Origin of the sequence: Paenibacillus sp. IHBB 10380 (assembly GCF_000949425.1) — a bacterium.
Lineage (GTDB): Bacteria > Bacillota > Bacilli > Paenibacillales > Paenibacillaceae > Paenibacillus_AQ.
The window spans coordinates 720,158-733,642 of sequence record NZ_CP010976.1; the positions used below are offsets into that span (position 1 = coordinate 720,158).

Here is a 13,485-nt window from a genome sequence, read left to right on the forward strand (position 1 = left end):
CAACACTCAGAACATAATAATTTTTGTGAATTTGATTTCAATCCTCTTTATTAGCAGTAGACAGGGATAGAATCAGATTGTAGAAAACATTATTTCTGGGAGGTTATTGAGATGGAAACAGGATTTGTAATAGCCAAGGATATTTACTGGGTAGGAAAAATAGATAAGCGCGAGGTTCCTTTTCACCGTCTTCTTTTGACAAAAGGTACTACATATAACTCGTATTTGCTCAAGACGGGCAAACCGACAGTCATTGATACGGTGGATATGGAATTTGGAAGAGAGTACGCGGAGCGTCTAGCCGAGTTGATTGATCCGTTGGATATACAGTACATTGTCATCAACCATACCGAACCTGACCATTCGGGTGGACTAGCAGCACTCGCCTCCAAAGCCGTCAATGCCACCATTGTCTGTACGGAAATTGCTGTGCCTGAGATTCAGCAAATGTACAAACTGCAACACCGTAACTTTCTCATTGTTAAGGATGGGGACCAGCTTGATATCGGTGGGAAGACACTTCTGTTCAAAGAGACACCTTATCTTCATACGGAAGAAACGATGATTACCTATTGTATTGAGGATAAAATATTATTTCCTTGCGATATTTTCAGCACACATGTGGCCGCGGAGCATCTGTTCGCCGATGAAGCTGGATTTGATATCACGGAGGATTACATCGGCTATTATCAGGCAATCATTCATCCTCACAGAAGATATGTACGGACACTGATTGAAGCGGTCAAGGATCTGAAGATTGATATGATCGCTCCTTCTCATGGGTTTGTTCTGCGGCATGATATTGCCAAATATATCGACCTCTATGCCACGCTCAGTTCCGAGACGACGGAAGGTAAGAAAGTCGCTATCGTCTATGTAACGCTCAAGAATAATACCAAGAAAATGGCCCATATCTTACGGGATTCGTTTCTGGAGAACGGTATTGAAGTTGAACTGTGGGATGCGGATAAGGCAGATGAGGAGGATATCCTGAACAGCATTGCAGCGGCCGATGCGGTATTCATCGGAAGTTCTACCAAATACGCCGACATGACTGGGAACTTGGAAATCATTTTACGTAAGCTGAAGACCTTGAATTTGGATGGAAAATTGGCGGCAGCCTTCGGCTCGTATGGTTGGAGCGGGGAAGCGATTGAAGTAGTGCAGGACTATTTGAATGGAACCAACATGACGGTACAAAGCACTTCGCATGTGATCAAAACAACTGGAATGACTCATGTGGAGTTTCCTATTCGCATCCGCTTTTCTCCTAAAGAGGAGGAACAAATCCGCAAGATCAGAAATGCGGCTGAATTCGTTTCTGATTTACTGCTCAGCGCGATTTGACAACCTAAAGAAGAGGAAGCGGAGGAATAGATAGATGACAGAGAAGCATTATGTGATTGTCGGCAGTGGGGTTGCCGCTGTACATGCGTCCAAAGCAATCAGGGATCACGACGGGGAAGCAGCCATCTCGATTTTTGGGGAGGAAGACGTTTTACCCTACAACAGAATCAAATTGTCAAAGGGGTTGTTTACGGATTTGCACAGCGAGAAAGTATTAATAAAGAAGGAGAAATGGTATCGGGAAAACAAAATTGAGGTCCAAAGTGGAACTACAATCACTAAGATTGACCCGAACAGAAAAGTAGCTATGACTACATGCGGGCAGAGCATTGCCTATCATAAGCTGCTCCTTTGCACCGGGGCGAGTAACCGGAAGCTGGCAATGGATGGAGCGACAATGCACAATGTTCATAACATCAGAGACATGAATGATGCGGACCGGCTCAAGAACGGTTTGCAGAACGGCGACCACATCTGCATAATTGGTGGCGGCGTGCAGGGTATAGAGACCGCATGGTCCTTTATCGAAGCCGGTTATCAGGTAACGATTGTGGAGGCTGCTCCACGTCTTATGATCAGACAACTGGATGAGCAAGGCTCAAAGTTGCTGACGCAGAAAATTATCAGCTTCGGAGCGAACGTCCAACTTGGTCAGGGAGTCAAGCGTATTGTCGGAATTGACTGTGTACAGGGCGTTGAGCTGGAAGACGACTCATTGCTACGCTGTGAGCACGTCGTATATTCGATAGGCATTGTGCCGAACACGGACGTTGCCTGTCAGGCGGGTATTCAGGTCCAGACTGGCATTATAGTGAACGAGAACATGCAGACCAGCGACGCCAATGTGTATGCTGCGGGGGATGCCGCCGAATTTCAGAGTAAGGTTGAAGGGTTGTGGGGAGGGGCGATCGAGCAAGGAAAGATTGCCGGTATCAATATGACCGGCAATCACGTTGCCTACCAACGTCAGGTACCAGTCACTTTATTCAACGCTTTTGAAATGTCCCTATTCTCTATCGGTCTAGTTGATGAACAGCAATGCGATACTGGCTTGACCCGTGCGGGTGGTGAGCCATATACACGTATATTCATTAAGGACGGCCTCATTGCAGGAGCGATTTCATTCGAAGGTGTTGCCGCGTCGCTACCTTATAAGATAGCGATTGAACAGAACATTAAGCTTGATGGAATTGATCTCGCTCACAACAGCATGGAGGAGATTATGGGTGAAATCATGAAAAGGTCACAAAAATAACAACTTCATCTAATGATAAGGAGATCAAATTATGAAAAAATATATATGTCAGCCCTGCGGCTATATCTACGATCCAACAATGGGTGATCCCGACGAAGACGTATTACCGGGTACAGCTTTTGAGAATCTTCCTGAGGACTGGGTCTGCCCAGTCTGTGGTGAGGATACGAGCCATTTTTCTCCCGTTGAAGAGAAACAATAAGGCGCTGTCTTTTTATGCAAACCCGCGAAACATTTGCGGTCAAGCTATCGAACTATGAAAGAGGTGGTTGTATGACAGAGCATTCCTGCCAATATGCCAAGGACCCATGCGCCCGTAAAGTTCCGATATTTGCTTCGTTGTCTGACGAGGACCTCGCTAAGGTCAGCGCCATGATTAAGCACAGAAAATATAGCAAGGGGCAAGCGCTGGTTTTGGAGGAGCAGCCTTCAGACACGCTTTATATCATTAGGCAAGGACACGTCAAGCTTTTGAAAATCACACCGCAAGGTAAAGAACAAATATTACGTGTTCTCACAACTGGTGATTTTTTCGGTGAGTTGAACATCTTCAACAGTGATGAACTAAGTAATTTCAGTGCATATGCGCTGAAAAAAACCGATATCTGCATGCTAACCAAAGGCGATATGGAGCAGCTCATCCAACAAAACCCAGACATCTCGGTACCCGGGAAATCACGATCTGCGATATGCAAAAGCTGAACGAATATATCGATTAAGCCCCTTTGTAGCTTGGATATACCTGCGTATGGAGATATATGTGTATCCGACATTTCATAGAGCCTTTATAAGCGTTATAATAGAATAATAAACTCAATTAGCTCATGAGGAGGAACATGATGAAAGTTATGCCTTTAACATCAAGAGGAATATCAACTAGCCGTTTAGTACTTGGATGTATGCCGTTCGGTGGGGGTTGGAACAATGACCCTATTACGGAAACGGACAGGCTCTCAGCAGAGAAGGCAGTAGATGCTGCGCTCTCCATTGGTATTTCTATGTTCGATCATGCCAATATATATACAAGGGGTAAAGCTGAAGAGACATTCGGAGGGATTCTTAGAAACCGTCCGCAACTTCGCGAACAAATGGTGATTCAATCGAAATGTGGTATACGTTTAGCTGACGGCTCTGTTCCAGGACATTTTGATTTCTCTAAGGAACACATTTTAGAATCTGTTGACGGGATTTTAGGGAGATTAGGGATTGAATATTTAGATATCCTGCTTCTACATCGTCCAGACCCGTTAGTGGAGCCAGAAGAGGTTGCTGAAGCTTTAGGACAGCTTAAATCGTCGGGTAAGGTTCGTTACTTCGGGGTTTCTAATATGAGTGTAGCTCAAATGCGATTTCTTCAGCGTAGTATACCCGATCAATTTGCGGTGAATCAGTTGGAGATGAGCTTAGGTCATTTGGACTTCTTGAATCAGAGTATTCTGGTGAATCAAGAGTCAGGGGCTAATGTAAACTTCTCCGAAGGATTGATGGAGCACTGCCAAATGGAGAATATTCAAATCCAGTCATGGGGACCGCTAGCACAAGGCCGATTCTCTGGACGTTCCGTAGAGGACGAGCCCGAGAATGTACAGAAGACTGCTGCGCTAGTACAACAAATGGCGCAAGAGAAGGGAACGACTCCAGAAGCTATTGTGCTTGGTTGGTTGATGAAACATCCAGCGATGATTCAGCCAGTGATTGGAACTATTAATGCTGAACGTATCATTGCTTGTAAAGATGCTGAGCGGCAATCACAATTGATGACTAGAGAAGAATGGTACTGTCTTTATATAAGCGCAAGAGGGCAAGCGATGCCTTAACAGCAACATAGAAGTGAGGGGTTCTGCCATTAGGGAGAACCTCTTTTTGGACTGGTCTTGGTGTTGAGCCGTAATTATAGAAGAATTAGAAAAAATAGCTGTGTTTGTACAAAAAAAGACCGTCAGGATTAATTTATTCTCCATGACGGTCTTACTTTATAAAAGTCAACAATGCGTGCAACAACTCTCCCTTTGGCGCATTGCCGGTGGTTTAACCGAATTAAATTAGCTACGCTCCAAGATTGTATTTAGCGTTGTTCTGTCGAGGCCTTTTACAAGGGTAACTAACAACTCTTTAGCTGCTTCATAGTCATCTGTATGGATGATAGAAGATGAGGTATGGATATAGCGTGAACAAATGCCAATAACTGTGGAAGGTACACCAATACCACTAAGATGCACTTGACCTGCATCTGTGCCTCCTGGTGATACAAAGTACTGATATTTAATTTTATGAGTATCCGCAGTATCTTGTACATACTCCACAAGACCACGATGCGTTAGCATAGTAGGGTCAAAGATACGAAGCAACGCCCCTTGACCAATATGTCCGAATTGGCTCTTATCACCTGTCATATCATTAGCGGCACTAGCATCCAGAGCAAAAAAGATATCAGGTTGAATAAGGTTAGCGGATGTACGGGCACCTCTAAGACCTAACTCTTCTTGAACGGTAGCACCGATGTAGACTGTATTAGGTAACTTTTCTTTGTGCAGAGCTTGCAAGGATTCGATCGCAAGGCCAACACCATAACGATTGTCCCAAGCTTTAGCCATAACTTTCTTCGGATTAGCAAGCGGAGTGAATTCGCAAATAGGAACGATCTGTTGTCCAGGGTGTATTCCGAATGATTCAGCCTCTGCACGGTTATCTGCCCCAATATCTAGATACATGGACTTGATATCTACAGGTTTATTCCGTTGGGATTCATCTAGAAGATGTGTTGGTGTAGAACCAACGACTCCGATAATGGGCCCGTTGTCGGTTATGAGCTGCAGCCGCTGTGCAAGTATGGCTTGACTCCACCATCCTCCAAGAGGCTGGAAGCGGATCATGCCCGTATCTGTGATCCCTGTTACCATGAAACCAACTTCATCAAAATGCCCGGCTACCATCACCTTAGGGCCATTCTCATCCCCTCGAAGTACGCCAAATAAGCTTCCGAGTCTATCCTGTACAAATTCTTCCGTATATGAGGACATAGCCTCTTTTACCCAGGTACGTAAATCTCTTTCAAAACCTGAGGCGGCAGGGAATTCTGTTAGTTTACGAAATAAATCCATTGTAGTTTGGTTCATCTGAGGAACACTCCTTTTTTGTATGCTACATTTGTATGTATTTCAGTCACACTTTCTTTAGTATGAACTTTACACTAGTGATTGTCTACGTTCTTTACCTGAATTAAAAGCACCAATATTACGACATTTGAATAAAATGCAATGGTTAAATGCTCCGTACTAAGTTTTAGAAGGGGGCACAGATCATGGAGCTGGTGAAGAGAGAATTTGTTGTTATTTTTGTCTTGTTTATCTTGCTGATTATCGCTTTATTATGCCTTTTTTATTGACGATGCATAACAAGATTACAAGTATTAATTACATTGTTAAACAGACTTGTGTTATACGGTAGTAGCCATCCTTGGTTCTTTAGAGGATGGTTATTTGTTAATTTGGATGATTTACCAAACATAACAGAGAGGATAGTGGCAAATAATGATGATAATAGAATGAATGAAGTTAGGAGGTGTTCTTAATTTGTCAGCGAACACGAAGAGCAAGGAAGCAGGTTTCAGAGGTGATTCATTAGGACAGAAAGACTATAAGAAAATAGCTAAAAAGCATGAACCTTCACGAAATATATTTAAAAACTGTATACGGGCTTTTATCGTGGGTGGCTTGATCTGTGTAATTGGACAAGGGGTTCAACAAGCCTTCATGGCTATTTTCAAAATGACAAGTATTGAGGCAAGTAGCCCAACTGTGGCTGTGATGATTATTATTTCTGTTGTGCTGACTTGCTTAGGGGTTTATGACAAAATTGCACAGTGGGCTGGTGGAGGAACAAGCGTCCCTGTAACTGGATTCGCGAACTCTATGTGTTCGGCTGCTTTAGAGCATCGTGCAGAAGGATTGGTACTTGGAGTTGGATCCAACATGTTCAAGCTGGCAGGATCAGTGATTGTATTTGGTGTTGTTGCAGCATTCTTTGTAGGCATCATCTATGCAATTTTTGATATTCAGGGAGGTCATTGACGATGAGATTACTCGATGGACAGACCCGGAAATTTAATATTAGCCTCGAAATGGAGGGATCATGATGATGCAGTTTATTTGGGCATTTATAGTAGGTGGTCTGATCTGTGTTATAGGACAAATTATGATGGATGGATTCAGATTAACACCAGCCCATACCATGAGTTCATTGGTGGTTGCTGGAGCGGTGGCAGATGGACTTGGATGGTATGACCCATTGGTGAAATTTGCTGGAGCGGGAGCTTCTGTTCCAATTACAAGTTTTGGTAGTTCTTTAGTTCATGGAGCTCTGACAGAACTGCAGCGGGATGGATGGATTGGGGTCGTGACAGGAATATTCGATGTGACAAGCGCGGGTATTTCCTCAGCGATTATCTTTTCATTCTTAGCGGCACTGTTGGTGAAACCGCGTGGATAAGACGTTGTAAATAACAAAAAAATAGTATAAATACCCTTTACCGGAAACTTATGTTTCCGGTTATTTGCGTATTGTTTACAGAGTTTTCTATACATATCTGCGTAGAATAGAGATTCTTAACAATTGTACTTTATCGCTATTCATCATGTACAATATAAAGAAATGCTTATACATAGGAGGCCTGAAATACATGCCTGTTCGCAATGAATCTATTCAAATTATTTCAGAAGTTCGTAACAATTTAGAATCTTGTATTTTAGGTAAATCTTTCGAAATACAATTACTGCTCACGGCACTTGTAGCTGGTGGGCATGTTCTTATTGAAGATGTACCAGGTACAGGGAAGACCCAATTAATTAAAGCGCTTGCGAAATCAATTAACGGTGAATATCGCCGAATTCAATGTAATCCAGATATTTTACCAAGTGATATTACGGGAGTCTCCGTATTCCATCCGCGAGAGGAACATTTCTATTTCAGACCGGGACCTGTTATGACTAACATATTACTTGTGGATGAAATTAATCGTGCAACAACGAAGACGCAGTCTGCCCTTCTTGAGGTTATGGAGGAGCGTAACGTGACTGTAGATGGGGAAACCCATGAGCTGCCGAAGCCTTTTATGCTCTGTGCTACACAGAACCCCATTGATTTCGAGGGAACTTATATGCTCCCTGAAGCACAGTTAGATCGCTTCATGATGAAGATGAGTCTTGGCTATCCAGATGCTGCAACGGAAAAAAACTTACTCTTAAAACATCAAGATGGACAACCCATAGATCGACTCACTTCAGTTACCCATATGGAGCAGATTGCGGCGATGCAGATTGAAATCCGCGACATTTACATGAGTGACGCTATAACAGATTATTTGTTAGGTATTATAAGGAAGACAAGGGAGCACAAAGCTGTACTGCTCGGGGCGAGTCCACGAGCATCGCTATCATTCATGATGGCATGTAAAGCGTATGCATTCCTGCAAGGCCGGGATTTTGTTCTTCCAGATGATGTGAAGGTATTAGCTCCCTATGTTCTATCCCACCGTATTCTGCTGCGTCCCGAGTCGAGACTTGAAAGTATTAATGCTACGTCTGTATTGCAGAGTATCATCCAACATGTGAATGTGCCTGTTACTATGGAGCGATAAACATGCGTCAGTTAGGGTTGACACTAAAGACCGGACTGCGTTCACCTAAATTATGGGCGATAATGGTGGTATGGATGATCACTTTATTGTACGTACTATTTCAAGGCGGAAAAACGTCTATTATGTTATTTGCCATGATCAATCTGTTGGCTATTTATTTCATTGTCGGAAGCTATAGTGGGGTCCGCCGTGGTAGTGGAATTCGTAATATGACATTAAATGAAGAACGTGGAGAACTTCTATATGCGGGAGATCAGGTTCGAGTGAAGCTCAATGTTCACATCCCCGGCTTTCTTCCGTTTCCTTATATTATTGTTAAGGATGTATTGAAAAGACATAATGGACAATCTTGGTCTTTTGAAGAGAGCATAATTCCTAGTTTTCGTGGAAAAGGCGAACTAAGGTTTCAGACCCCGCCACTAGAACGTGGAAGCTATAGTTTTATGAAGACAGAATGCACAAGTGAAGATATATTTGGCTTGATGGAACATAAGGGCATGTTATATGCACCTGGGCAATTCAGAGTGAAGCCACGAACCGTATTTATTCCCTATTGGCAATTGTTTGATCGGAATTCTCATCATGCTGGACCACAAATGGCATTGTCGTCTTCCCGTAGAGAGACTACTCAAATTAATGGTGTACGTGATTACGTATACGGTGACCGAATTTCTCGAATACACTGGAATGCAACAGCCAAGACAGGCACATGGAAGTCTAAGGAATTTGAACATGAATCTGTTCCCAAAACGATGTTGATTCTGGACGCGACAGCATCTCATTATTCTTGCTCCGAGCAGTTTGAGCTTGCTGTATCGACGGTATCCTCTTTGCTAGAGTATGGGAACCGAGAACGGATTGGTATAGGATTATGTACTCTGGGGAGTAAACTGAATGTGTTTGTTCCATCGGAAAGTAAGATAGAACGTCAAAAAATGCTTTATCATCTTGTGGATCTGGATGCTGACGGACAAGGTAATATTCTTCCCAAGCTAGAGGCTGGAACTCGCAGGCTCCCTCAGGGTTCTTACTTTGTGTTAGTGAGTCCACTAAGTGGGCAACCCGTTCTAGATATTATGAGATGGGCGAATACTTATGGAATGAGCCCATCTCATATTCAAATCGTAAATCCCTCCGCAAAGAGTAAACCCGATTTCACATCGGTATTGAAATCGCGTGGAATTTACGGGTGCTCCATTTCCTCTCTACAAGATCTACCTAGCGCGATAGGAGGGAGGGTATCATGAAGGAGCAGGCCCGCTCTTTTTTGAAATATGATGGATTTAAGGCTTTTTCGTATATATGGATAGGGATCGTGGCTTTGCAGTGGCTTACTTATACAGAATCCATCTGGTATTCAGAGACAACTGCATTAGTTGGAAGAATTTTATTACTTATTGCTTTTATTGAAATACTACTTCCATTGAAGTTGCTTTATAGAATTGTAATTGAAGGTATCATGATGTTGATTGTAACTCGTTCAACGCTTATTTCTTATTCCGAATATGTTCCTTCTACAGGGGGAGTAGCAGATCAGATTGAGCAATTTATGGGCAATATGTATCCATATATTTGGTTTGCTTTGATCACTTGGGTAGTTTATATATTTTGCGCCGCCTTCGTGACAACTCATCGCCGTATTCTTCTGTTTATGGGAATCCATATTGCTACTTTTACCATTCTGGATTCTTTTACAGCGGAGGTATCATGGGTAGAAGTGGCTTGGATGGTATTTGCGCTTATGGGTTGGCTAGTAAGTCAGCATTTACAAAGCTTTAAGCAGAGATACCCGAGGGGATGGCGGCATCTCATCGAATATCCATTGAAGATGGTTGTACACATCGCTCTCATTTTTGCATTTATTCTTCTTCTAGGGGTAAATATGCCTACGGTTAAACCGATCTTCACAGATCCTTATACGATATGGAAAGACTGGAATGAAACGGGGGTTTCAGAGCCGAGTAACGATGAAGGCACGGGTATTCAGGGTCCTTCAAATGCGGCTTCTGGGTATAGTGCTGAAGATAACCAGTTGGGCAATGGATTTGAATTCGATTATTCTCCAGTCATGACGATTGCATCTTCTAAACGCAGTTATTGGCGTGGAGAGACTAGAAAAGTTTATTCTGGGACTGGATGGGCGGATAAGCCGAGTAAGGCTCGAGTCTACGATGACGTGGATGTAGATGAGAATCTCAGAGTTGAGTCTAAATCCAAAGTGAACACGGAGACGTTGCAGCAGAAGGTAACAATGTTGAACAATAATAACTATCCTGTACTGTTTGGCGCCTTTACCATTGCTTCTGTTCAAACGATTAATGAAGAGAAGGATACTTCTAAGCTGCAATGGAAAGGATCTCAAGGCGAACTTCATTGGAATACAGAAGCTGATCAGGCTGACTATCCTCGTAGATATACAATCACATCTGAGGTTCCTATTATTCCTGTTAAAGAGCTACAGAAGAAAAGTTATGATGATTTATACGCTAATTATGATGAAACTGAATATTTACAAGTACCTAATGATTTCCCGGACCGGGTGACAAATCTGGCTAAGGAGATTACGAAATCAACGGATGCTCCTTTTGTGAAAATGGCCTTATTACAACAATATTTACAAGAAAACTATTTGTACACGAATAAACCAGATCTTTCACTGAAAAAGAGTGATGATTTCGTAGATGGCTTTTTATTTGAAATTAAAGCAGGGTATTGTGATTATTTCTCAACTTCGATGGTTATGATGGCTCGTTCGCTTGATATTCCAACACGTTGGGTTAAAGGGTATGCCCCTGGTAGTCAACCTAATATGACGGAGCTTCAGATGAGACAACCGGATAGAGTCAATGTTGGAAGCTACACGGTAACCAATGCAGATGCTCATTCTTGGGTGGAGGCTTATTTCGGACCTTCTTATGGTTGGATACCTATTGAAGCGACACCAGGTTTTGATATGGCGCTTTTAACCGAGCAGGATATGAATGACTTAGACACACTGGACAAAGAGAATGATGAGGTGCAAGAGCAGAGTAATGAGAATACTTCTGAGAATGATCCAACCTTTTTGTCGTCACGAATGATTAAAATGATTACAGTAGGTGCAATACTAATAGTAATAAGTTGTATAACTTATATCGCGTGGCGTTTGCGCGTTTCTTTACATTATTTCATCCTACGATTAAGAATGGGTAAGGCTTTATCTGCTGATCTGAAGGTCGTGGTTGAAACAGAACGTTGGCTTCGTTATTTGCATAAGCATGGAATGACGCGAAATGATGATCAGACACTTCGTGAAGCTGTGATGGGGTGGGAGCGAAGTATGCCAGAACTTGCCGGATCACTGACACCGTTACTACAGCTTTTTGAGAAAGCCAGATATAGTCCAGAGACTGTGTCGAGTGAGGATTGGAGTAAAGTTCGTTCCTATGCAGTACAGCTTAGGGATCTAATGAGAACAAAAAAATAAAAAAACAGTGCATTTGAGTCCTTTTTGCTTATGCAAGAGGGACGTTTTGTTTTGTACTAACGCATCACATTATGGTATAGTTTGTCGTATGAAACTGAGGTGACTGGACTTGTTTGAAATGCTGATGCCTAAATTACAGGTGAATACAGTATTCGATATCGACTTGGAAGACTTATATGCAAAGGGATACCGGGGGATTATTACGGATTTGGACAATACGCTCGTAGGTGCCAAAACACCACTTGCCCATCCGGAATTGATCGCTTGGTTTGAATTGGTGAAAAAGATTGGTTTTCAACTAATCATTGTATCTAATAATCAATTGGCAAGGGTATCGGCTTTTGCGACTCCTTTGGATATTCAATTTGTACATCAAGCCCGTAAACCTTTCAATGCTCCTTTTCATAAGGCGATGAAGTGGATGGGACTTTCCAATACAGAGACCATTGTTGTAGGCGATCAAATGCTGACGGATGTGTATGGTGGTAATCGGCTCGGTCTATTGACGGTACTGGTGCTTCCGATTTCTGTGCAAGATGAAGGATGGACGACAAGAATTAACCGAAGAGTAGAACGGATCGCGTTGACACATCTTCGGAAAAAAGGATTATGGCTCGAGGAGGAACACAGAGAATGAATGAAGCAATTGGCGAGCAAGAGGCCATGAAATGTGGCGGTTGCGGGATTACTCTGCAAACGCAGCAACCTGACTTACCGGGCTTTGTACCGGAGAAAGCGTTGGAACAAGAACCTATCATTTGCCAGCGTTGTTTTCGTATCAAAAATTACAATGAATCATCATCCGTTACTGTAGATCAGAATGAATTTCTGAAGCTACTTAGCCAGATTGGCAATAAGGATGCACTCGTTATTCATATCGTAGATCTATTTGATTTCGAGGGTAGTATGATTTCGGGATTACAGCGTTTTGTAGGGAATAACCCTGTGATTCTTGTTGTAAATAAGATTGATCTTCTTCCCAAAGTAACGAACTGGAATAAGCTCAAGAATTGGGTGCAGAAGCAAGCAAAGGAACATGGACTGAAGACAGAAGAAATCATCCTCTGCAGTGCCAAGAAGAATCAAGGTTTCGATAGATTGCTTGAGACGATGAATTCTTTACGCGGTGATCGGGATGTATATGTAGTAGGAGCAACCAATGTTGGTAAATCAACATTGATTAATCGTCTTATTAGAGACTACAGCGATCTAGAGGAAGAATTGACGACTTCACGGTACCCAGGGACAACATTAGATATGGTAAATATACCCATTGATGATGGACATCATATTATTGATACTCCGGGTATTGTTTACCCTTGGCGTTTCAGTGAGATTGTGAGTCGTGAGGATCTTGGAGCAACGATGCCTGAGAATCCACTCAAACCACTGGTGTATCAGCTAAATGAGGGTCAGACGTTATTCTTTGGAGCCATGGCGCGATTTGACTTTATCCAAGGAGAACGTCAATCATTCACATGTTTCCTTAGCAATCGAATTGGTATACATCGTACGAAATTAGAACGTGCAGATTCACTGTATGCGGATCATGCGGGTGAGATATTATCTCCTCCGAACGTTGAGAATCTTCCAAAGCTCCCAGAGTGGATAAGACATGAAATTCGAATTAAACGGGGATCACGTTCCGATGTATTTATTTCTGGATTAGGCTGGGTCAAAATTAACAGTGATCAAGGTGCTACGATTGCAGTACATGCACCTCGCGGTATTAAAGTGCTAACTAGACCTTCTTTGATATAGATTAAATCATGGGAAGGTGGT

Annotated in this window: 13 protein-coding genes; 12 read left to right on the plus strand and 1 reads right to left on the minus strand. The window is 42.6% G+C overall.

What is annotated here, in order from left to right; translation table 11 throughout:
• Positions 1–111: 111 nt before the first annotated feature.
• The 5 genes from UB51_RS03060 (at position 112) to UB51_RS03080 (ending at position 4,419) form a co-directional block, all read left to right on the plus strand.
• Positions 112–1,347, plus strand: a complete 1,236-nt coding sequence (locus UB51_RS03060) for an FprA family A-type flavoprotein (RefSeq protein ID WP_044876021.1) — start codon at positions 112–114, stop codon at positions 1,345–1,347.
• A 34-nt stretch (positions 1,348–1,381) separates the two neighbouring features.
• Complete coding sequence (locus UB51_RS03065) at positions 1,382–2,602, plus strand: NAD(P)/FAD-dependent oxidoreductase (protein WP_044876022.1); 1,221 nt, start codon at positions 1,382–1,384, stop codon at positions 2,600–2,602.
• A gap of 31 nt (positions 2,603–2,633) precedes the next feature.
• Positions 2,634–2,804, plus strand: a complete 171-nt coding sequence (gene rd, locus UB51_RS03070) for a rubredoxin (protein WP_044876023.1) — start codon at positions 2,634–2,636, stop codon at positions 2,802–2,804.
• 71 nt (positions 2,805–2,875) lie between these two features.
• Complete coding sequence (locus tag UB51_RS03075; protein WP_234405531.1) at positions 2,876–3,304, plus strand: cyclic nucleotide-binding domain-containing protein; 429 nt, start codon at positions 2,876–2,878, stop codon at positions 3,302–3,304.
• Positions 3,305–3,441: 137 nt separating this feature from the next.
• Complete coding sequence (locus UB51_RS03080; RefSeq protein WP_044876024.1) at positions 3,442–4,419, plus strand: aldo/keto reductase; 978 nt, start codon at positions 3,442–3,444, stop codon at positions 4,417–4,419.
• A 225-nt stretch (positions 4,420–4,644) separates the two neighbouring features.
• Here the strand turns inward: UB51_RS03080 and UB51_RS03085 are convergent, their stop codons facing one another.
• Entirely contained in the window at positions 4,645–5,718 is a 1,074-nt protein-coding gene (locus tag UB51_RS03085; protein WP_044876025.1) for a M42 family metallopeptidase, read from the minus strand.
• Positions 5,719–6,174: 456 nt separating this feature from the next.
• On the opposite strand from UB51_RS03085, the gene spoVAC reads away from it, so the two are divergent.
• From spoVAC to yqeH, 7 genes are all read left to right on the plus strand, one after another.
• The gene (gene spoVAC, locus UB51_RS03090) at positions 6,175–6,672 is read left to right on the plus strand and encodes a stage V sporulation protein AC (protein ID WP_044876026.1); all 498 of its coding nucleotides are present in this window, start codon (positions 6,175–6,177) and stop codon (positions 6,670–6,672) included.
• 67 nt (positions 6,673–6,739) lie between these two features.
• Entirely contained in the window at positions 6,740–7,090 is a 351-nt protein-coding gene (gene spoVAE / locus UB51_RS03095; protein WP_044879859.1) for a stage V sporulation protein AE, read from the plus strand.
• 190 nt (positions 7,091–7,280) lie between these two features.
• On the plus strand, positions 7,281–8,237 hold the full coding sequence (locus UB51_RS03100) for an AAA family ATPase (RefSeq protein WP_044876027.1): 957 nt from the start codon (positions 7,281–7,283) through the stop codon (positions 8,235–8,237).
• Positions 8,238–8,239: 2 nt separating this feature from the next.
• Complete coding sequence (locus tag UB51_RS03105; protein WP_044876028.1) at positions 8,240–9,484, plus strand: DUF58 domain-containing protein; 1,245 nt, start codon at positions 8,240–8,242, stop codon at positions 9,482–9,484.
• Positions 9,481–11,703 (plus strand): transglutaminaseTgpA domain-containing protein, encoded by a 2,223-nt coding sequence (locus UB51_RS03110; RefSeq protein WP_044876029.1) that lies wholly within the window; start codon positions 9,481–9,483, stop codon positions 11,701–11,703. Before UB51_RS03105 ends, UB51_RS03110 begins: the two co-directional genes overlap by 4 nt.
• A gap of 109 nt (positions 11,704–11,812) precedes the next feature.
• Positions 11,813–12,340 (plus strand): YqeG family HAD IIIA-type phosphatase, encoded by a 528-nt coding sequence (locus tag UB51_RS03115; protein WP_044876030.1) that lies wholly within the window; start codon positions 11,813–11,815, stop codon positions 12,338–12,340.
• Positions 12,337–13,464 (plus strand): ribosome biogenesis GTPase YqeH, encoded by a 1,128-nt coding sequence (yqeH, locus tag UB51_RS03120; RefSeq protein ID WP_044876031.1) that lies wholly within the window; start codon positions 12,337–12,339, stop codon positions 13,462–13,464. The genes UB51_RS03115 and yqeH overlap by 4 nt, the downstream gene beginning before the upstream one ends.
• The last annotated feature ends 21 nt before the right edge of the window (positions 13,465–13,485 follow it).